Genomic DNA, 19279 nt, shown 5'->3' on the forward strand with positions numbered 1-19279 from the left:
GATCCCAGGGGTCCCGGGGGATCAGCGGCCGGGAGTGCTACGACAGTGCGTCAGCACGCATGGGCACGACAGCTCGTCAGCACACATAACTGCTCGACGCGGCCCAGGAATTGAGCCGTCCCCAAGTGATGGGGCCGATGATCGCGTCGTCGTCGATGCCCGCACAACGCTGGAACCTCACCACCGCGGCCCGGGTGTCCGAGCCGAAGTAACCGTCCACCGCGATGTTGGCGCCGGTCATGGACCAGTTCAGCTCGCACTGCGCCTGCTTCACCGCGAGCTTGTACGTGTTGGGTGCGTACGAGAGCTGGGGCTGGCTGGAGGTGTACTCGCAGCGGCCCGGGATGATCGCGGCATGGGCGGGTGCCGCGATGGCGAGCGGCAGCGCGCCGGCGACACCCACAGTCGCGAGACCGGCCACCATCAGCGAGACGATTCGCTTACGGATCACTTGTTTCCCCCTGTTAGAGATACCTGCGGTGGGACCGGAGCGCTCCCGCTTGCGCTGCGGGCATGCGCTCGGCCGGAACCACTGTCGGACCGGGCGCCGCAACCGGAGCGCAGTTCCGGTGCAGCCCTGGTGCAGTGGCGGTGCAGTGACGGCTGGTTCTGGGGTTGTTCGATCGGCTCATGAGCGCCGATCCTGGACAGCGGCGGGCTGGTACCTCTGGACGCCCGGCGGACTGTCGGGCGGACCGCCGGGCGGACGTCATCAGGGGATATCCGGGGGACATTTCGGGGGGAAATGTGGAGTTCCGTCTGCTCGGTCCTGTGGAGGTATGGGCCTCTGGCCGGCCGCTGGCGCCGTTCGCGCGGAAGCCGACCGCGCTGCTGACGGCCGGACTACTCGACGCCGGGCGGGTGGTGTCGGTCGACCGGCTGATCGACGCCGTGTGGGGTGAGGGCCCCCCGGACACGGCCGCCAAGCTGGTGCAGAGCTATGTGTCCCGGCTCAGACAGGTGCTGCACCGGCCGGACCGCCCCGAGGTGATCGTGACCCGGCCCGGCGGCTACCTCTTCCTGGCCGGGCAGGACGGACTCGATGTGCGCCGCTTCCAGGAACTGCTGGAACGCGGCCGTACAGAGGCGGGGAAGGGCGAGCACACGACTGCCGCGAACACCCTGAAGGCGGCGCTCAGCCTGTGGCGCGGTCCCGCGCTCGGCGGCCCGGCGACCTCGTCGCTCCAGTTGGAGGCGGCCCTGCTGGAGGAGATGCGGATGACCGCCGTCGAGGAGATGCTCGACGCGCGGCTGGCGGCGGGCGGCGGGGCCGAGCTGGTCGGCGAGCTGACCCGGCTCGTGGCCGGACAGCCGCTGCGGGAGCGGCTGCGCGGCCTGCTCATGGCGGCCCTGCACCGCTGCGGGCGCCGGGCAGAGGCCCTGCGGGTGTACCGGGACGGCCACCGGGTGCTCCGTACGGAACTGGGCATCGAGCCGAGCCACGCGTTACGGGACCTGCACGCGCGGCTGCTGACCGGTGATGCCCGGGACACCGCCCGCCCGGCAGACGGTGTCCCGGGCATCGGGAACCGCACCCGTACCCCGGCCACCACCCCTGCTGAGCACCAGGAGGAACACCAGAAGGAGACCAGGAGGAGCACCGCTCCTTCCGCCCCGGTACCGACTCCCACCCGCGCCGTCCCACCAGTACGACGCGGACGACCGGGCAGGAGACCCGGCCTGCCACCGCCCGCGCAGCTCCCCGCCCCTCCTCGCCGGCTGACCGGCCGCGACGCCGAGGCCGACCACCTCGTATCCGCCCTGCTCGACACCGACACCGACACCGGCCCACGCCTCTGCGTCGTCCACGGCATGGCGGGCGTCGGCAAGTCCGCGCTCACCTTGGAGGTGGCCAACCGGCTGGCGGCGGCCTTCCCGGACGGACAGTTGTACGCCGAGCTGTGCGGCGCGGACCCCGCACAGGCGGTGCCGCCGGACAGGATCCTCGGCGGATTCCTCCGCGCACTGGGCGTACGGCCCGCCCGCCTCCCCGCGTCGACGGCCGAACGCGCCGCCGCGTATCGCAGTCTCCTGGCCGGCCGACGCGTCCTCGTCGTACTGGACGACGCCGCCGGAGAGCACCAGGTTCGGCCGCTCTTCCCGGGCGCCGGTGCCAGCGCGGTGCTGGTCAGCAGCCGCCGGACCCTGCCCGGCCTCGAGGTGACAGCCCGTGTCGGTCTGGAGGTGCTCGACCGGGAGCAGACGCTCCGGCTTCTCGGCCGACTGGTGGGCCACGACCGGCTCACCGCCGAGGCCACCGCCGCCGCCGAGATCGCCCGGTTGTCCGGTGGCCTGCCGCTCGCCGTACAGGTCGTGGGGTCCCGGCTCCGCACCAGCGACCGGTGGCGGCTGCGGACACTCGCCGACCGGCTCCGCGACGAGAGCCACCGGCTGGACGAGCTGGCCTGCGGGGACTTGGACGTCCGCGCCAGCATCGAGGTCGGTTACCGGGCCCTGCCGGAGCGGGAACGCCGCGCCTTCCACCGACTGGGCATGCTGGACCTGCCCGACTTCGCGGCCTGGGTCGCCGGACCGCTGCTGGCCGTGGACCTGCCGTCCGCTCAGCACCTGGTCGAACGACTGGCGGAGGCGCGGCTGCTGGAACCGCTCGGCGTGGACGAGGCCGGGCAGACCAGATACCGGTTCCACGACCTGGTACGGCTGTACGCGCGGGAGCGGGCCGAGCGGGAAGTGACCCCCGAGCAGCGCCGCGCGGCGGTGTCACGGCTGCTGCACTCCTGGCTGACGCTGGTCTGCCGGGCCGGTGCCATCGAGGCCGGCGGCACCGTTCACCTCAAGCCCCGGGCCGCGGGCGACGCGGCCGATCCCACGCTCGCGGCGATGCTGCTCGACCGGCCGAGGGCCTGGCTCGCGTCCGAACACACGTCGCTGGTGACCGCCGTGGACCGGGCCGCCGGGCTCGGCCTCGACGAGCAGGCGTGCGGACCTGGCGACGGCGCTCGTTCAGATGTGCTTCCGGGTCGCCAATCAGTTCGACGCATAGTGGTGCACCCCCGCCACGGCCCTCTACGGCGTGAGGCCCCGCACCAGCAGGTCCAGCAGCGCGCACACGAACAGGGCGATGCCGATGAAGCCGTTGACCTGGAAGAACGCCCGGTTGAGGCGGGACAAGTCGTGCGGCTTGACGATCGTGTGCTCGTACACGAACGCGGCCGCGACGACCACCAGGCCCAGCCAGAGGAAGGCACCCGCCTCCGTGGCCAGGGCGTACCAGACGAAGAGGGCCGTGGTGAGTGCGTGGCACCCCCTGGCTCCCCAGACCGCGGCCGGGATGCCGAAGCGGGCCGGGACCGACATGACGCCGATCTCGCGGTCCGTCTCGACGTCCTGGCAGGCGTAGATCAGGTCGAAGCCGCCGATCCAGATTCCCACCGCGAGGCCGAGGATCACCGCGTCCCAGGACCACTCGCCGGTGATCGCCAGCCAGCCGCCGACCGGGCCCATGGCCTGGGCGAGACCGAGGATGGCCTGTGGGAAGTTCGTGAACCGCTTGCCGTAGGGGTAGACCACCATCGGGATCACGGCGATGGGGGCCAGCGCGAGGCAGAGCGGGTTGAGCAGGGCCGCGGCGCCGAGGAAGAAGACCAGGGCGACCAGCGCGCCCGTCCACGCGTGCCTCACCGTCATCGCGCCGGTGACCAACTCCCGTTGCGCGGTACGGGGGTTGCGGGCGTCGATCTCGCGGTCGATGATCCGGTTCGCGGCCATGGCGAACGTCCGCAGCCCGACCATCGCGACGGTGACGAGGAGCAGCCGGCCCCAGTGAATGTTCCGGTCTAGCTGGAACATCGCCGTCAGCGCCGCGATGTACGCGAAGGGCAGCGCGAAGACGGAGTGCTCGATCATGACGAGGCGAAGGAAGGCCTTCGTACGGCCGGGTTGCGGGATCGCCGCGGAAGCACTGCTCACGAGAGTCCGTACTCCTTCCAGCGGCGGTCGACCGTCGCCGCCGTCTCCGGGTCGGACAGCACCATGTCCGGCCAGCCGCCGTCCCGCGTATAGCCCTCCTCGGGCCACTTCTTCGTCGCGTCGATACCCGCCTTGCCGCCCCAGAACTGCTGGTAGGAGGCGTGATCGAGGTGGTCGACCGGGCCTTCGACGACCGTGAGATCGCGGGCGTAGTCCGTGTTGCCCAGCGCGCGCCACGCGACCTCGTGCAGATCGTGGACGTCACAGTCCGAGTCGACGATCACGATCAGCTTGGTCAGGGACATCATGTGCGCGCCCCAGATCGCGTGCATCACCTTCTGGGCGTGCTTCGGATACTTCTTGTCGATCGCGATGATCGCGCAGTTGTGGAAACCGCCCGCCTCAGGGAGGTGGTAGTCCACGATGTCGGGAACGATGATCTTGAGGAGCGGCAGGAAGAACCGCTCCGTAGCCCGCCCCAGCGGTCCGTCCTCCGTCGGCGGCCGGCCGACCACGATCGACTGGAGCAGCGGCCGCTTGCGCATCGTGACGCAGTCGATGGTCAGGGCGGGGAAGGGTTCCTGCGGCGTGTAGAAACCGGTGTGGTCGCCGAAGGGCCCCTCCGGGAGCATCTCGCCCGGCTCCAGCCATCCCTCCAGTACGACCTCTGCCTGAGCCGGCACCTGGAGCGGCACCGTCTTGCAGTCGACCATCTCGATCCGCTTGCCCTGGATGAACCCGGCGAAGAGGTACTCGTCGATGTCGCCGGGGAGGGGAGCGGTGGAGGCGTAGGTGACGGCGGGCGGGCACCCGAACGCGATCGCGATCGGGAGCTTCTCGCCTCGCCGCGCGGCCACTTGATAGTGGTTGCGGCTGTCCTTGTGGATCTGCCAGTGCATGCCGATGGTGCGCTTGTCGTGGCGCTGGAGGCGATAGAGCCCGAGGTTGCGGATGCCGCTCTCCGGGTCCTTGGTGTGGGTGAGGCCGAGGTTGAAGAAGGACCCGCCGTCCTTCGGCCAGGTGAAGAGGGCCGGGAGCTGCTCCAGATCGACGTCGTCGCCGCGCAGTACGACCTCCTGCACGGGGGCGTCCTTGACCTTCTTCGGCGGTACGTGCGTCATGGCGCCGAGCTTCCCGAAGGCCTCGCGCACACCGACGAACCCGTGCGGCAGCTCGGGCTTGAGCAGCCCGCCGATCTTCTCGCTGATCTCGCCGTACGACTTCAGGCCGAGCGCCTTGAGGAGCCGCCGGTCGGTCCCGAAGACGTTCATGGCGAGCGGCATGGCCGACCCGCGTACGTTCTCGAAGAGCAGCGCCGGGCCGCCCGACTTCTGTACCCGGTCGACGATCTCCCCCACTTCCAGATACGGGTCGACCTCGGCCTTGACACGCTTGAGGTCGCCCTCGCGTTCCAGTGCCCTGAGCAGGGAGCGAAGATCGTCGTAAGCCATGCGTCCCAGTATCGGCTACGGGCTACCCTGGCCCCGTAACGGGGCCTGGTCCAGTGGCCCCGATCGCAACGCAAGGGGAGTGCTCATGCTCAGGGTGCTGATGGTGCTGGTACCGCTGGGGCTCAGCATCTACGCGTTCATCGACTGCATCAGCACCGATGAGAAGCAGATCCGGTACATCCCGAAGCCGCTCTGGGCCATGCTCGTACTGCTCTTCCCGCTGGTGGGCTCCATCTCCTGGCTGCTCGTGGGCAAGGAGCGCACGGCACCGCGCCCCGCCGGCGGACGCCGCCGCGACGGCTGGGTGGCGCCGGACGACAACCCCGAGTTCCTGAAGTCCTTGAAGGACGAGGAGTTCCCGAAGGGCTCCTCCGATACCTCCGACTCCTCCGACTCCTCCAAGGACGCGCCGAAGGACTCCCCCGAGGACTCCCCGAAGGGCGAGAAGCGCGAGCGGGACGAGGGTGGCGAGAGCTAACGCTCCTGCCGCAGCCGGAACAGCTCCGCCCACTGCTCCGCCGTCAGGCTCTTCGGCAGGGCGTTCGGCGCGATCCGGTGCTGTCGCGTCCAGTGGCGGATCCGTTGGCGTGGCAGCTCGGGTGCGGCGGTGGCGAGCATCTGTGGCAGGCCGCGTCCCTTGCCGGTGAACACCCGCTGTACGAAGTCCTGGTAGCGACGCTGGTCTCGGCGGTCGACGAGAGGGCGTTCCCGGCGGGACACCGTCATCAGCCCGCCGTCGACTCCGGGACGCGGCCGGAACGCCGCGGCCGGAACGCGTCGTACGAGCCGGAACTCGAACCACGGCCACCACTGCGCCGTCATCATCGTCGCCCCGCCCACACCGGCCCGCCGCCGCGCGACCTCCCACTGCACGAGCAGGACGGCCTCGGTCCAGCCGGGGGCGTGCAGGATGCGCCGGAGCATCGCGGTCGTCTGGTGGAAGGGCAGGTTGCCCACCAGGACATGGGGTGTGGTGGGGACCGTATAGCGCAGGAAGTCCGCCTGGACGATCGCGGTCGACGGGCGCGTACGGCGATCGAGCCGGGCCGCGCGACGGTCGTCGAGCTCGATACCGGTCAGGGGCCGGGCGAGGCGTTGCAGGGGCAGGGTGAGCGCGCCGTCGCCCGCGCCGATCTCGATGATCGGGCCGTCGGTACGGGTCACAAGGTCGACGATGGTGTCGATGACGCTCTGGTCGATGAGGAAGTTCTGGCCGAGTTCGTGACGGCCAGGACGAGGATGCTGGGTGCGCACAGGATCTCCGCGGCTTCGAAGGGAAGCCGGGCAGCACGGCAGGGACCGCCCGGCGGAAGGTCTCCGGAGCGGCGGATGCTCTCGATACGCGCGATCGTTACGCGCTGCGTGTGAGAGTGCCGCCGCTAGAAGCGGCGGATCCTGGTCATAGCTGCGGCTGCGCACATGCCGATCAAGCTACGTCACCCCAAGTACCCCTCGGCAACTGATTTTTCCCGCAGGAGATTTCCCCGTAGGAGACCCGTAGGAGAGTGGAGTCATGGAGCGCTTGGATCAGGCACAGGCACGCGCGTGGCTCGCCACCGCCGTCGAGGAGGCGCGGGCGGGGCTCGCCGAGGGCGGTATCCCCATCGGGGCCGCGCTCTACGGCGCCGACGGCACGCTCCTCGGGCGCGGCCACAACCGCCGCGTCCAGGACGACGACCCCTCCATGCATGCGGAGACCGCCGCCTTTCGCGCTGCCGGGCGGCAGCGGACGTACCGCGGTACGACGATGGTGACGACCCTCTCGCCGTGCTGGTACTGCTCCGGCCTGGTGCGGCAGTTCGGCATCTCGCGGGTGGTGATCGGCGAGGCGGCCACCTTCCACGGCGGCCATGACTGGCTGGCCGAACACGGCGTGGAGATCGTCCTGTTGGACGACCCCGAGTGCACCGACCTGATGCGCGACTTCATCAAGAACAACCCGGCCCTGTGGAATGAGGACATTGGTGAGTGACGCCCGTATCCCCACGATCGACCTCCGCCCCTGGCTCTCCGGCGACCCCGAGGCCCGCAAGGAGATCGCCCGTACGGTCGACGAGGCCCTGCAGACGGCCGGGTTCCTGCTCGTGACGGGCCACGGCGTGGACCCGGCGCTGCGGACGGCCATCCGGGACTCCGCCCGCGCCTTCTTCCGGCTGCCCGCCGAGGTCAAGCAGCGGTACGCCGCCCAGGTCGGCGGGCGTGGCTGGCTCGGCCCTGGCGCGGAGGCCAACGGCTACTCGGAGGGGACCGAGACCCCGCCGGACCTGAAGGAGTCGCTGACGTTCGCGACGCACGAGCCCTTCGAGGACCCGGAGACCAATGCGGAGTGGTACGCGCCGAACGTCTGGCCCGAGGAGGCTCCCGAGCTGCAGCCGCTCTGCGAGGAGTACCTGGCCCGGATGGCCGAGCTGGAGAACCACCTCCTCGCCCTCCTCGGCGAAGCCCTCGGCCTCGAACCGGACTTCTTCACCCGGCACATGAGCCACCCCACCTACGGCTTCAACATCAACTGGTATCCGGGCCGGGATGTGATGGGCGAGCCCGAGCCGGACCAGTTCCGTATCGGCCCGCACACCGACTTCGGCACGGTCACGATCCTCGACCGGCAGGCGGGCAAGGGCGGCCTCCAGGTCTTCACGGACGACGGCGGCTGGGAGGACGCGCCGTACGACCCCGAGGCGTTCACCATCAACATCGGTGACCTGATGGCCCGTTGGACGGGAGACAGGTGGCGCTCGGGCCGGCACCGGGTGCTCCCGCCGCCCGCCGACGCACCCGCCGAGGAGCTGATGTCCCTCGTCTACTTCGGCGAGTGCACGCCGGGGACGCCCGTGGAGTCGGTGCCGGCGCCGGTGGGGCGGGTGGCGTACGAGCCCGTGGACTCGCACACGTACCTGCGGGAGAAGCTCGACTCGATCAGCGTCGGCTGATCACTGTCCAGGGATTCTCCGCTTCATCGCCGGCTCATGCCGGGCGTATCGAGAGTGCGTGGTGGAAGATGTCGCGGGGGTCCCACATCGCCTTGATCCGCTGGAGCCGGGGGTAGTTGTCCCTGTAGTAGAGCGTGTGCCAGGGGGCGCCGGTGTTCCAGGCGGGGTCGGCGAGGTCGTTGTCCGGGTAGTTGATGAACGCGCCGTCGGCGGCCGCGGGGACGCCGCCGGTGTCGGCGTACAGGTCCCGGTAGAGCTCCCGTAGCCAGGTGATGTGCCGGGCGTCGTCCCGAGGGTCCTCCCAGCCGTTGACGTAGAACATCTTCATGATCGTGTCGCGGTGCGGTGTCGCAGTCGCGTCCGGGGCCACCGTGTTGACCTTGCCGCCGAAGGTGTAGAGGCTCAGGCTCCCGCCCGGGTGGTCGTAGTCGGACCGGGTGAGGTGGTGGTGCAGGACCTCGATCTGCCGGTCCGTCAGGCGTCGCCGCAGATACCCCGACTTGACCTTCAACCGGTAGACGGGACCCGGATCACCCGGCGAGCCGGCCAGGGCCGCGGCCAGCCAGGCCTGGTTCCTCACTGTGCGCACCGGCTGGGCCGGAACGCCCTGGTTGATCGCGGTCAAGTGGTCGTCCAGCAGCCGCTGGGCTCCGGAATCCGCGGCCACCTGGCCGATCAGGCCGATCGTGCCCAACGGGCGGCGGTTGAGCTGGAGTTCGCTGTAGAGCCCGAGATACGGCGAGTCCGGGGCGCTGTGCCGTTCGACCCACTCACCGTGGTTGCGCACAAGCCGTGCGAAGGACGCCTTGTCGAGCTTCTGCCAATCCCAGTCGACCGAGAAGCTCAGCACTCCGGCGGGCGGCGAGGGCAGCAGCCCGGAAGGGTCGTCACCGCGCGCGCCAGGTGACCTGAACCAGTAGCGCGTGACGATCCCGAAGCTGCCGCCTCCGCCGCCGGTGTGCGCCCACCACAGATCCCGGTTCGCATCCGATCGCTCTCGGGTGGCCACCACGCTGCGCGCCCTGCCCTCGCGGTCCACGACCACCACTTCGACGCCGTACAGGTGGTCGACGGCCAGGCCCAGCAGCCGGGACAGCGGGCCGAAGCCGCCACCCAGGACGTGCCCGCCGGCGCCCACCGTGGGACACCAGCCGGCGGGGATGGTCACCCCCCACCCCAGATACAGCTTCCGGTACACCTCGCCCAGCAGCGCTCCGGCCTCCACGGCGAAGGCACGGCGACCGGGATCGTAGGAGACGGCCGTCATGGCGGAGGTGTCGATGACGACCTCCACCGCCGGATCGGCGACGAAGTCCTCGAAGCCATGACCACCGCTGCGGACCGTGACCCGTCGGCCGCTGTCCACCGCCTCCTGCACCGCCCGTACGACATGCTCGGTCGCGCCCACTACCCACACGTGCTCGGGCTCTCCCTCGAAACGCCGGTTGTAGCCCCGGGAGGCCAGGGACCGATAGCGCGGATCACCTCGCCCGACCCTGGACGGGCCGGGCGGCGGAAGACACGGTGCCGCGTCGGCAGCCGTGGGCGCGGACACCGCCCTGGCGCTCGCACCTGTCCCTGCGACGACGGCCCCCGCCGCCGTCGCGGCCAGGCCGCCCCGCAGGACGTTCCTTCTACTGAACTCGTTCACCGAGATTCCCCCTCGCTCCAGGTGGCCAGTGGACAGCAAACCTAGGCGGCAGAAAGGGCACGGGCAGTCGTCCCAGCACCACCAACTCGGTGGGGCTGGCACCCCAATCGTGCAGTCGCGGTGGCGTTGTTGAATCATTTGTTGGCGAGACGCCAAAGCGACCCCGTCCCGAGGTCGAATGCGGTACGGCGACCCGCGCGATGGTCCGCCGGTGTGGGGAGCGGCCCTTTCAGAGAGATGACGTAGGAGGGTCGCACAGCACTCTCGCCGCAGACGAACCAGCCCATGGGGCCACGGCGCTGTGTACTTGTCGGTGTCAGTCGGCCATGCCGCCGGCGAACGGCATCGTCTGCCATTGGTCGACGGCCGGCTTGATGTACTCCACCAGCTCGGGCAGTTGCGGCGCGAGTGTGAGGGTGGCGATGGCCCGCAGCATCCCCACGGCGTTCACGAAGCTCAGGACATCCTCGTTCAACAGTCTCGTGCCGTTGCGCTGCGCGCCGCGGTTGTAGGCGGATTCGTGGACGGACCCGAGAGCGGCCAGGTCCCACTCGACGGGGCCCAACGTCACCAGCTCGAAGTCGGAGTAGAGGTCCCCGTCCACCCCGGAGAAGATGTTCGCGGGCGGGGAGTCGCCGTGGATGGGCTGGAGATCGATCCCCGGGAACGCTTCTTCGAACGCCGTGCGTGAGCGCACGAAAGGTTCCAGGATCTGCCACTCGCGGCGTGCGCGGTCCAGCTCGCTCGCACCGACGAGGCCGGGGAGCTTTTCGAGCAGAGCAAGGCTTTCCGCAATGAACTGCGGGTCGGCTGCGGACAGAAACGACAGACGGCCCGGGTATGCGCGCATCGCAGCGTGCAGGTCGGCAACGCTTTCGGAGTTCGCCACGTAGTCGGGTTCTTTGTCCCGGTCCTCCTCGACGAACTGCCAGAACGTCATCGAGAACCCGTCGCGCTGAACGGGTTCCCGTGGCACGAGAGGGCTGGGAGGGATCACGGGGGTTCCCTGGTCGGCGAGCCAACGTGCCACGTCCAGTTCCGCCCGCTGGCGGCGCGCAAGGGAATCGAGGCCTTCGCAGTGCGGCAGGACGGTGGGAATCCGGGCCACGACCGGTGAGGGCGCAAGGTGGACAACGACGGAGAAAACGTCATGGAGCACCGTGGCATCAGCCACGGTGAGTCCGAGAGCGCGCCCTGCTCCGACAGCCGCGTCGACTGCGGCGGAGGTGCGGTGGGCGACGTGTTGTGGTGTCACGAAATCGGTCATGGCTCAGTCGTTCCCATCGTTGCGGGTGAATTTCTGACAGTCGGGCAGGTCGAGGCGGGCAGCCGGTTTCCCGGCCAGGGTCAGCATCTGCGGCCGCCGCGCAACTCCAGCCGCTCCCCTGGGAAGCGCTCGCGGAAGCCGCGGTCGTGCGAGACCACGACCACCGCCCCCGGGTACGCCGCGAGCGCCGCCTCCAGGTCCTCGACCAGGTCGAGCGCGACGTGGTTCGTCGGCTCGTCGAGTACAAGAAGGTCCGCGGGCCGGGTCATCAGGCTCGCGATCTGCAGCCGCCGCTGCTGCCCCGCGGACAGCGCCGCGACCGGGACGTGCAGGTCCTCCTCGCGGAACAGGCCCAGTGCCAGCAGCTGCTCGGCGTACTCCTCCGGCAGCCCGGGCCGTCCGGCCGCGAAGGCGGCGAGCAGCGGGAGCCGCGTGGAGCGCGCGGGCAACTCCTGCTCCAGGTACCCGATCCGGGCGGAGCGGCGTACCGCACCCGTCTCCGGCTCCAGGTCGCCCGCCAGGACGCGCAGCAGCGTCGTCTTGCCCGCCCCGTTCTCGCCCGTGACCAGCAGCCGCTGCCCGGGCGTGATCGTCAGCAGTCCGTCCAGACGCAGCCGTTCACCGACCGCCACGCCGTCGAGCTCGACGAGCGGACGGTCGACGGGATGCTCTCCGTCCGCCGCCGTCAGCGCCGCCGTGAACCGCAGCGGTTCCGGCGGCGGCGCCACCGGGTTGCGCCGCAGGTGGGCCAGCCGCTCCCGGGCCGCCCGCACCTGCCCGCCGAGCTTCGCCTCGTGCGAGCGGCGGTGCTTGCCGAAGCCCTGCCGCGGGTCCCTGCCGGTGGTGGCCAGCCGCCTCCCGGCGGCTTCGACCAGCTCCTCGGTACGGGCCACCTCCTGGAGCCAGTCCGCGTATTCCTGCTCCGCGCGGCGCCGGGCGGCGGCCTTCGCGGCGCGGTAGCCGGCCCAGCCGTCGCCGTACCGGTGCACCGTACGCGCATCCCGGTCGACCTCCAGGATCGTGGTGGCGATGCGCTCCAGGAAGCCGCGGTCGTGGGTGACCGCGACGACGGTGCCGCGGTGCGCGCGCAGGTGCTCCTCGAGCCAGCGCACAGCCGCCGCGTCCAGGTGGTTCGTCGGCTCGTCGAGGAGCAGCAGCTCGGGGGCGGCGGCCAGCACACAGGCGAGCGCGAGCCGCGACTGCTCGCCGCCGGACAGTGAGCCCAGCACGCGGTCGCGGGTGATCCCGGCGAGCCCGAGCCCGTGCATGGCGGCATCCACGCGGGCGTCCGCCTCGTATCCGCCGAGATCCTCGTACGCGATCAACAGCTCGCCGTACGCGGCGAGTTCGTCCTCCGACGCCTCGCCGAGGCGCTCCTCCGCCGTGCGCAGCCGGCGCTCCATGTCGCGCAGTTCGGCGAGGGCGAGGTCGACGGCGTCCCGCACCGTGCAGACCGGGTCGAGGTCCAGGGTCTGGGTGAGATGGCCGGTGCCGCCGGGGAAGCCGACGGTGATCTCCCCGGCGTCCGGCATCTCGGCCGCGGCCAGCAGCCGCAGCAGGGTGGACTTGCCGGAGCCGTTCTCGCCGATGACGGCGGTCTTCTCGCCTGGGCGGACGGTTAAGGTGACCTGGTCGAGGACGGTCCGGGTGCCGTAGGACTTGGTGACGTTCTTGACGGACAGCTGTGCCACGGCGGCGGGCACAACGGTATGGGCGCGTTCGCGCATGTGACTTTCCCTGGGGATGCGAAATGTCTACGGGCAGCAGAAACGGCGGCGTCGGCCGTGCCCGGACTCAGAGAAAGTAGAAGAAAGCCATGCGTGCACTGTAGCAAGACGAAGCGTATCGTCTCAACTCGTACCCCGGTTCAAAAGGGCTCCATGACCGCGTAGTCGGCGAACGTACGGCGGTAGCGGGTGTGTTGGGTCTGTTGGGTGTGGGTGTGTTGCCAGTCCTCGATCTGGGCGCGGTCGTGGTGTGGGCCCGAAGAAGCGCCGCAGGCGGTGTCGGTTCCCGAGGCGCAGTGGGACTCGTACTGCGGCTTTGTCGAGGGGTCCTGCACGATCGTGTAAGCGGTGCGGGAGACGTGGTCGCGGCGCAGGTGGTGACGCAGGAGGACGTTGGCGTCGGTTTCCGCGCTGCGGTTGCAGCGGGCGCGGGCGTCGTCGCGCCGTATGGCGAGTTCGGTGCAAGGCCCGCAGCCGGGGACCGGGACGGGTGGGCGGCCGAGGTCGTCTGGCTGAACGGGCTGATGCAACATCACACCCTCCGCTTCGTACGGTGGTTGGCCGCCCTCAGCGTGGCGTCGATCCGTTCCTCCTGCGTCACCGGGCGGAGCAGGGCCGGGTCGGCCTCCCACTCACGGCCGCCGCCGACCGGGCGCAGCATCGCGTACGGGCCCGCCTTGTCGCGGTACTCCCCCACCTTGCGCGTCCGCGGGTCGTAGACGAGCGCCCCCGGCTCCAACTGCCCTGCTTCGTCCGCCATTTCCACTCCGTACGTTCTTTGCCATTCGCACCTGCCAGGGGCGCATGACTCGTTACTCTGGGTGAAGCCAGCGTTGCGCAGCGGAGCGTGGCGTTTCAACGCCGGACGCGTGCCACTGGGCCACTGTCACGGAGGGATGTTGTGAGCCGACGTAATGCCGAGGGGGGTTCGGCCGCCACCACCGGGGCCGTTTTCGGGGAGCTGCTCAAGCACTTCCGCGAGGCGGCAGGGCTGACGCAGGAGGGGCTGGCCAAGGAGATCCCGTGCGATCGCTCGCATGTGGCGCGGGTGGAGGCGGGGACGAGGGTCCCGCAGGACACGTTCGCCAAGAAGTGCGACGAAGTGCTGGATACGGGTGGGGTGTTGCTGCGGTTGTGGGGGCGGATTGACTGGTATCCGCAAGTGGAGCATCCGGATTGGTTTCGGCGGAGGGCCGAGATGGATGCGGTGGCCGCAGAACTGCACGAGTATCAGGAGCAGGTCATCCCGGGCCTGTTGCAGACAGAGGACTACGCGCGGGCGCTGCTCTCCCAGACCGCGAGTGGCGACGAGGTGGAAGAGCGAGTTCGGGCGCGCCTGAGCCGACAGCAGCGCTTCCTCGCCGACGACGGGCCGCTGTACGTCGCCGTCCTGGACGAGAGTTGCCTACGTCAGGTGATCGGGAGCCCGGCCGTGATGCGCGACCAGTGCGCCCACTTGCTGAAGGTCGGGCAGCGCTCCAACATCCGCATTCAGGTCGTCCCGGCCGCCTGCATCGGGGTCGTACGCCCCACGACATCCATGTCGCTGATCACGCTCCCCGGAGGAGAGCGCTGGGTCTACTCGGAATCGCTGAGCCGTGGTCATTTCAACAATGATCCGGACATCTACGCGCTCCATAACCGAACCTATGATGTCCTGAGGGCCGACGCTCTGTCTGCCCCGAAGTCTGCCGCTTGGATCGGCGAGACGATGGAAAGGTACGGGCGCGATGGACAGGATCGACCTCAGCACGGCGACCTGGATCAGGAGCAGCTACAGCGGCAACGACGGCGGCAACTGCCTGGAAATGGCGACCTGGATCAAGAGCAGCTACAGCGGCACAAACGGCGGCGACTGCATCGAGGTAGCCCCCGATTTCCCCGCCGTCGTCCCCGTCCGCGACAGCAAAACCCCTGACGGACCGGTCCTGTTGATCAACCGCTCAGCCTGGTCGTCGTTCGTGTCAGCCGTACGAGAGCCTGAGCTCAACGTCTGACTACGGCGGGCGTATCGCTTATTCACATGTCCCGCGGCTGGACGACGCACAGTGCCCAGATGATGAAGCCGTACATCGCGATCAGGACGACTGACCAGACCGGGTAGTACGGCAGGGTCAGGAAGCTGGTGATGAGGAGCAGTCCTGCCAGCACGACCCCGACGACGCGGGCCCAGGTGCGGGCTTGGAAGAGGCTGAGGCCGACCGCAACGGCCAGGGCGCCGAGGATCAGGTGGATCCATCCCCAGCCGGTGGTGTCGAACTCGAACACGTAGTTCGGCGTGTTGATGATGATGTCGTCCTCGGCGATGGCCATGATGCCGCGGAAAATGTCGAGAACGCCTCCGATGAGCAGCATGACCGCGCCGAATGCCACCAGGCCGCCGGCGAATGCTGCGGTTCGCGGTGGGCGTTGGTATGTCGTCTGAGCCATGACGTTCTCCTTGTCACTTGCGCGTGGGTCACTTGCGGGTCAGGCGAGGATCAGGACGATGAAGATCGCGCACGCGATGATGTTCACCAGCCAGCTGTGCGTGTTCATCCAGTCGCGGATCTTCGGCATGGTGGCGTCGGCATGATCGCCGAACAGCAGGCGCACCAGTAGCGGAAGTGCTGCGACAAGGACCGTCAGGGCGATGAACGGCAGTGCCGCGGCGAAGGAGTCGCCGCCCTGCTCCAGATGGACACCGACGGTCGTCATGATCACGATGTCGGACGGCATCAGGAGGATGACCAGCAGGCCGATCTTGAACGCCTTGCCCGGGTTCGCGGTCATCAGGGTGCCGAGCCACTTGGGCGGCTCGATGCTTTCGCGTCTGATCCAGTTCTTGAGCGCGGCGGCGGCCAGGAGAGCGACGAGTACGTACTGGATGATCCGGCCGACGGAACCGTTGTCGGACGAGTCGCCGAAGTCGACGGCATTGCCGAGGGCGGCTGCGATGCCCACCATGATGGCCACACCCGCCGTGGTGGCGACCGCCACGCCGGCCAGGAATCCCAGGGAAACCCGGACCGCTTTCGGCGCCGTCACGAAGATGACGGCCGACATGATCTGGGGTCCGACCATCATGGTGACGGCAAGAGGGAGAATGTTCAGGCCGTCCACAGCTGGTGGTCACCCGGTGAGGATCTGACGCTTCTGGTCCTCGAACTCCGCTTCCGTCAGCACGCCCTGTGCTTTCAGATCGCCCAGCTCCTTCAGCAGGGCGATCTTGTCTTCCGTTGATGCGGACGGCGATGCGGACGGAGGCTGCGCGGGTGCGGCCTGTTGTACGTCCTGCTGGGCCCACCGGCCCGCCTGGCGCCGGGACACGCGGTTCGACACTGCCGTCGCCGTGCCGGCGATGGCAGCGGTTCGGGCAACACCGCGAAGGAGACGGGGCATGGTCGGCACCTCCTGTGCTCTGCGTGCTGTTCAGGGCCGGGTGCCGGACGCCGCGGCCTCCACCGAGTCGAGCGCCGCGATGAAGTCCGGTCCCGGGATCCTTCCGGCGGCCACCAGCCGGGCGCCGCTGCGCCGCAGGGCACCGGCGAGGGGTGCGGCCCAGAGGTTCTCGTACATCACGATGGCGGCCGTACTGCCGGGGCCGATCACCTCTCCGGCCTCTTCGACGTCGTCCTGACCGAGCAGGCCCGAGGTGGCGCCTTCGAACACCGCGAGGTCCGGGTTCTCGTCCTGGACGAGATTGGCCAGTTCGACTGCTGCGACGGAACCGTCGGGGTCCTTGCGGACGAAGAAGAGGTCGAGGATGCGGATCAGGCCCCGGTCGACCAGGTCGACGAGGTACGGAAGGGCTTCGCCGGTGGGGCGGCTGCCCGGGTACTCGACCACCAGGTAATCGATGGGGCCCACGTCGTCGAATGCGTCGCTTTCGTTGCTCACGGCAACTCCTCAGGCCAATAGCAACTCCCTTATCCAGTGGACCACTCGACCGGGGGATCCGCATGTCGGTCGGCTCCGTCGGCTGCCCCACATGCCACCCGAGAGGCCGGGGGCTTCCCGCCGAGTGACCATGGGAGGCGAACTGTGGTCGACGGGAATGGCGGGAGGGGGTGAGGAGGGCGAGCGGTGACGACCGACGAGATCCTTTTCGGCGTGGGCCTGATCTTCGTACTCGCGGTCGGTTCCCAAGTGGTCGCCACCCGTGCGCGCGTTCCGGCGCTGATCATCCTGCTCCCGGTGGGCTTCGTCGCGGGGGCTCTGACCGACGACATCCACCCCGACCGGTTGCTGGGTGCGGCCTTCGAGCCTCTGGTGTCGCTGTCCGTGGCGGTGATCCTGTACGACGCCGGGCTCGGTCTCGACCCGCGTAAGCTCCGTGGGCACACGCGCCGCACCGTGGTCAGGCTGATCGGGGCCGGCGTGGCCCTGTCCTGGGCGACCGTCGCGCTGCTCGCCGTGCCTTTGCTGGACATGTCCGCGGACGCTGCGGTGCTGCTCGGTGCGATCCTCGTGGTCTCGGGGCCGACGGTCGTCGGACCGCTGCTCGCCTTCGTCCGACCGGCAGACCGGCTCCAGCGGATCCTCGCCTGGGAGGGCTCCCTGGTCGACCCGGTGGGGGCCATTCTGGGAGCCCTCGTTTTCGCCGCCGTCCTGGACGACAGCGACGACAGGCACTTCGGCAGTCAGGCGGTGCAGTTCGCGGTCAGCGTCGGGGTCGGTCTGGCCGGAGCCGCGGTGGGGACGGCATTGCTGTGGCTGCTGCTGGTCCGGCTCCGGCCCGGCGAGGTGCTCGCCACCTCCGGACAGCTGGCCACGGTGATCGCGGTGGCCGCGGCCTGTGACATGGTCCGCGACGACACCGGGCTCATCGCCGCCATCGTCATGGGCCTCGCGGTGGTCTACCTGCCCCGCATCGACATGCCCGAGCACCGTCCCTTCTTCGAGACACTGGTCCAGTTGGTCATCGGGTTGCTGTTCGTGTCCATCTCCTCCACGGTCACCCCGGCCTCCCTGCGCCATGTGGTCCTTCCGACCCTCGGCATCGTCGCGGTCCTCGTCCTGTTCACGCGCCCTCTCGCCGCGTGGCTGGCCACGCTCGGGTCGGGCCTGCCCCGGGGCGAGCGAGGCTTCGTCGCGTGGATGGCCCCGCGCGGCATCGTGGCCGCGGCCAACGCCTCGACCTTCTCCTCCGGCCTGGTCACCGCGGGCGTCGGCGGGGCTTCCAAGATTCTCCCGGCCACCTTTCTGACGATCGCCGCGACCGTGACGCTCTACGGCCTGACAGCGGTCCCCGTCGCCCGCCGCCTGGGTGCTTCCCGCCCCGCCCGTGCCCGCCCTCTCCTGGTCGGCGGCGACCCGTGGGCGATCGATCTCGGGCGCGCTCTGCGATCGGCCGGGCTGGACGTGCTGATGTGGGCGGGCTCCGAGGAACAGCGCGGGCGTATCAGGGAAGCGGGCCTGGAACTGGCGCCCGGGGAGCTGCTGGCGGCGGCCACGGGACGCAGGGCCCGGCTCGAGGGCATCACCGCCGTACTGCTCCTCACGGACGAGGACGACTTCAACGCCCTGGCGTCCACGGTGCTGAGCCGCGGCGGCGGAGTCCCGGTCCACCGACTCGGACCACGCAGCGACGATCACGGCGTCGTCGCTCCCTACGGCGGTGACGAGACCCTGCTCGCCCCGGGACTCACCCGCCTCGGCGTGGCCCACCGGTACGCACAGGGGGCGCGCATCGTGACGCAACGCGTCGACACCACGGCCGGCACGCTCCCGGACCGGCACGACCTGCTGCTCCTGGTACGTCCCGGCGGTCAGCTGGTGCCCGCCGACGGCCGTGCCGCACCCTCACCGCAGCCCGGCGACATCGCCGTCATGCTCGGCCCGCCGCTTGACCATGCGACATCCGCAGACCCTCGGTACGGTTGACAAGATGGCAAAACGTGCCAAAACGCATCGCCGACGGCTTCGTGGTCGGCGATGGAACGGATGGCAACCATGACCGCATCAACTGTCGCCCCACGGGATGCCCGCCCCCTCCAGGGTGGTGCCTCGGGCGCGGAAGCGAAGACGCCAAGTGCGGCCGCTGAACGCGCTGTCGCGCACCACACCGTGACTCTCGACGTGTTCGGTGCGCGTCTTGAGCTGCCCCCTCCCGAGCAGCTCGCCTTTCTCGCCGGCGTTGGCGTACTGGCCGCTCTGGAGATCCTCGAATGGCCGGTGGCTCTGGTCCTGGCGGTCGGACACCAGCTCGCCCACAGCCATCACGGCCGGGTGCTGCGCGAGTTCGGTGAGGCCCTGGAAGAAGCCTGAGGCCGCCTTGCCCCTACGTGGCTCTTCAAGCCAAAGCCGCAAGCCAAAGGGCGACTCATGGATTCCTCTGATGG

19 protein-coding genes and 2 pseudogenes are annotated in these 19279 nt (G+C 69.6%); 8 read left to right on the forward strand and 13 right to left on the reverse strand.

Translation table 11 applies throughout. The annotated features are described in order from the left end of the window. Positions 1 to 76: 76 nt before the first annotated feature. Complete coding sequence (locus ACYVO6_RS27765; protein ID WP_461065773.1) at positions 77 to 451, reverse strand: peptidoglycan-binding domain-containing protein; 375 nt, start codon at positions 449 to 451, stop codon at positions 77 to 79. 179 nt (positions 452 to 630) lie between these two features. Between ACYVO6_RS27765 and ACYVO6_RS27770 the strand changes: the two are divergent. Further along, a pseudogene (locus ACYVO6_RS27770) lies at positions 631 to 2289 on the forward strand (AfsR/SARP family transcriptional regulator); the annotation flags it as partial. A gap of 738 nt (positions 2290 to 3027) precedes the next feature. Here the strand turns inward: ACYVO6_RS27770 and mqnP are convergent. Continuing rightward, a complete protein-coding gene (gene mqnP / locus ACYVO6_RS27775) occupies positions 3028 to 3930 on the reverse strand; it encodes a menaquinone biosynthesis prenyltransferase MqnP (RefSeq protein WP_461065985.1) in 903 nt (300 codons plus the stop codon). Then, complete coding sequence (locus tag ACYVO6_RS27780; RefSeq protein ID WP_461065775.1) at positions 3927 to 5381, reverse strand: menaquinone biosynthesis decarboxylase; 1455 nt, start codon at positions 5379 to 5381, stop codon at positions 3927 to 3929. Before ACYVO6_RS27780 ends, mqnP begins: the two co-directional genes overlap by 4 nt. Positions 5382 to 5466: 85 nt before the next feature. Between ACYVO6_RS27780 and ACYVO6_RS27785 the strand changes: the two genes are divergently transcribed. Continuing rightward, complete coding sequence (locus tag ACYVO6_RS27785) at positions 5467 to 5859, forward strand: PLD nuclease N-terminal domain-containing protein (RefSeq protein ID WP_461065777.1); 393 nt, start codon at positions 5467 to 5469, stop codon at positions 5857 to 5859. Here the strand turns inward: ACYVO6_RS27785 and erm are convergent. Next, positions 5856 to 6635 (reverse strand): 23S ribosomal RNA methyltransferase Erm, encoded by a 780-nt coding sequence (gene erm / locus ACYVO6_RS27790; RefSeq protein ID WP_461065779.1) that lies wholly within the window; start codon positions 6633 to 6635, stop codon positions 5856 to 5858. The genes ACYVO6_RS27785 and erm overlap by 4 nt on opposite strands. Positions 6636 to 6894: 259 nt before the next feature. Between erm and ACYVO6_RS27795 the strand changes: the two genes are divergently transcribed. Together ACYVO6_RS27795 and ACYVO6_RS27800 are read left to right on the forward strand one after the other, a co-directional pair. Further along, positions 6895 to 7353 carry a nucleoside deaminase gene (locus tag ACYVO6_RS27795; protein WP_461065781.1) on the forward strand — a complete coding sequence of 153 codons (459 nt, stop codon included), beginning with the start codon at positions 6895 to 6897 and terminating at the stop codon, positions 7351 to 7353. Then, complete coding sequence (locus ACYVO6_RS27800; protein ID WP_461065783.1) at positions 7334 to 8311, forward strand: isopenicillin N synthase family dioxygenase; 978 nt, start codon at positions 7334 to 7336, stop codon at positions 8309 to 8311. The genes ACYVO6_RS27795 and ACYVO6_RS27800 overlap by 20 nt, the downstream gene beginning before the upstream one ends. A 34-nt stretch (positions 8312 to 8345) precedes the next feature. Here the strand turns inward: ACYVO6_RS27800 and ACYVO6_RS27805 are convergent, their stop codons facing one another. From ACYVO6_RS27805 to ACYVO6_RS27825, 5 genes are all read right to left on the reverse strand, one after another. Beyond that, on the reverse strand, positions 8346 to 9962 hold the full coding sequence (locus tag ACYVO6_RS27805) for an FAD-binding oxidoreductase (RefSeq protein WP_461065785.1): 1617 nt from the start codon (positions 9960 to 9962) through the stop codon (positions 8346 to 8348). Between the two features lie 316 nt (positions 9963 to 10278). Further along, the gene (locus ACYVO6_RS27810; protein ID WP_461065787.1) at positions 10279 to 11229 is read right to left on the reverse strand and encodes a phosphotransferase; all 951 of its coding nucleotides are present in this window, start codon (positions 11227 to 11229) and stop codon (positions 10279 to 10281) included. 80 nt (positions 11230 to 11309) lie between these two features. After that, positions 11310 to 12956, reverse strand: coding sequence for a ribosomal protection-like ABC-F family protein (gene abc-f / locus ACYVO6_RS27815; protein WP_461065789.1), 1647 nt, complete (start codon positions 12954 to 12956; stop codon positions 11310 to 11312). A 140-nt stretch (positions 12957 to 13096) separates the two neighbouring features. After that, positions 13097 to 13489 (reverse strand): DUF7848 domain-containing protein, encoded by a 393-nt coding sequence (locus tag ACYVO6_RS27820; RefSeq protein ID WP_461065791.1) that lies wholly within the window; start codon positions 13487 to 13489, stop codon positions 13097 to 13099. Then, positions 13489 to 13716, reverse strand: a complete 228-nt coding sequence (locus ACYVO6_RS27825) for a hypothetical protein (protein WP_461065793.1) — start codon at positions 13714 to 13716, stop codon at positions 13489 to 13491. Before ACYVO6_RS27825 ends, ACYVO6_RS27820 begins: the two co-directional genes overlap by 1 nt. Before the next feature lie 141 nt (positions 13717 to 13857). Here ACYVO6_RS27825 and ACYVO6_RS27830 point away from each other — a divergent pair. Further along, positions 13858 to 14601, forward strand: a pseudogene (locus ACYVO6_RS27830) (helix-turn-helix domain-containing protein); the annotation flags it as partial. Between the two features lie 85 nt (positions 14602 to 14686). Then, positions 14687 to 14953 (forward strand): DUF397 domain-containing protein, encoded by a 267-nt coding sequence (locus tag ACYVO6_RS27835; RefSeq protein ID WP_461065795.1) that lies wholly within the window; start codon positions 14687 to 14689, stop codon positions 14951 to 14953. 22 nt (positions 14954 to 14975) lie between these two features. Here the strand turns inward: ACYVO6_RS27835 and ACYVO6_RS27840 are convergent, their stop codons facing one another. From ACYVO6_RS27840 to ACYVO6_RS27855, 4 genes are read right to left on the reverse strand one after another with little or no spacing between them, the layout of a single operon-like run. After that, on the reverse strand, positions 14976 to 15386 hold the full coding sequence (locus ACYVO6_RS27840) for a DUF7144 family membrane protein (RefSeq protein WP_461065797.1): 411 nt from the start codon (positions 15384 to 15386) through the stop codon (positions 14976 to 14978). Between the two features lie 39 nt (positions 15387 to 15425). After that, positions 15426 to 16058, reverse strand: a complete 633-nt coding sequence (locus ACYVO6_RS27845; protein WP_461065799.1) for a GAP family protein — start codon at positions 16056 to 16058, stop codon at positions 15426 to 15428. 9 nt (positions 16059 to 16067) lie between these two features. Further along, on the reverse strand, positions 16068 to 16337 hold the full coding sequence (locus ACYVO6_RS27850) for an SHOCT domain-containing protein (RefSeq protein WP_461065801.1): 270 nt from the start codon (positions 16335 to 16337) through the stop codon (positions 16068 to 16070). A 30-nt stretch (positions 16338 to 16367) separates the two neighbouring features. After that, a complete protein-coding gene (locus ACYVO6_RS27855) occupies positions 16368 to 16835 on the reverse strand; it encodes a DUF6325 family protein (protein WP_461065803.1) in 468 nt (155 codons plus the stop codon). Positions 16836 to 17021: 186 nt separating this feature from the next. Between ACYVO6_RS27855 and ACYVO6_RS27860 the strand changes: the two genes are divergently transcribed. Together ACYVO6_RS27860 and ACYVO6_RS27865 are read left to right on the forward strand one after the other, a co-directional pair. Beyond that, the gene (locus ACYVO6_RS27860; protein WP_461065805.1) at positions 17022 to 18821 is read left to right on the forward strand and encodes a cation:proton antiporter; all 1800 of its coding nucleotides are present in this window, start codon (positions 17022 to 17024) and stop codon (positions 18819 to 18821) included. 69 nt (positions 18822 to 18890) lie between these two features. Then, complete coding sequence (locus ACYVO6_RS27865; RefSeq protein ID WP_461065807.1) at positions 18891 to 19205, forward strand: hypothetical protein; 315 nt, start codon at positions 18891 to 18893, stop codon at positions 19203 to 19205. Positions 19206 to 19279 lie beyond the last annotated feature (74 nt).

This window comes from Streptomyces pseudoechinosporeus, from assembly GCF_054783935.1.

Excerpts from the sequence above, each read along its gene's own strand:
- ACYVO6_RS27780 (WP_461065775.1), bottom strand. The coding sequence starts at position 5,381 with ATGGCTTACGACGATCTTCGCTCCCTGCTCAGGGCACTGGAACGCGAG.
- ACYVO6_RS27785 (WP_461065777.1), top strand. The coding sequence starts at position 5,467 with ATGCTCAGGGTGCTGATGGTGCTGGTACCGCTGGGGCTCAGCATCTAC.
- ACYVO6_RS27795 (WP_461065781.1), top strand. The coding sequence starts at position 6,895 with ATGGAGCGCTTGGATCAGGCACAGGCACGCGCGTGGCTCGCCACCGCC.
- ACYVO6_RS27800 (WP_461065783.1), top strand. The coding sequence starts at position 7,334 with ATGAGGACATTGGTGAGTGACGCCCGTATCCCCACGATCGACCTCCGC.
- ACYVO6_RS27810 (WP_461065787.1), bottom strand. The coding sequence starts at position 11,229 with ATGACCGATTTCGTGACACCACAACACGTCGCCCACCGCACCTCCGCC.
- abc-f (WP_461065789.1), bottom strand. The coding sequence starts at position 12,956 with ATGCGCGAACGCGCCCATACCGTTGTGCCCGCCGCCGTGGCACAGCTG.
- ACYVO6_RS27820 (WP_461065791.1), bottom strand. The coding sequence starts at position 13,489 with ATGTTGCATCAGCCCGTTCAGCCAGACGACCTCGGCCGCCCACCCGTC.
- ACYVO6_RS27825 (WP_461065793.1), bottom strand. The coding sequence starts at position 13,716 with ATGGCGGACGAAGCAGGGCAGTTGGAGCCGGGGGCGCTCGTCTACGAC.
- ACYVO6_RS27835 (WP_461065795.1), top strand. The coding sequence starts at position 14,687 with ATGGACAGGATCGACCTCAGCACGGCGACCTGGATCAGGAGCAGCTAC.
- ACYVO6_RS27840 (WP_461065797.1), bottom strand. The coding sequence starts at position 15,386 with ATGGCTCAGACGACATACCAACGCCCACCGCGAACCGCAGCATTCGCC.
- ACYVO6_RS27850 (WP_461065801.1), bottom strand. The coding sequence starts at position 16,337 with ATGCCCCGTCTCCTTCGCGGTGTTGCCCGAACCGCTGCCATCGCCGGC.
- ACYVO6_RS27865 (WP_461065807.1), top strand. The coding sequence starts at position 18,891 with ATGACCGCATCAACTGTCGCCCCACGGGATGCCCGCCCCCTCCAGGGT.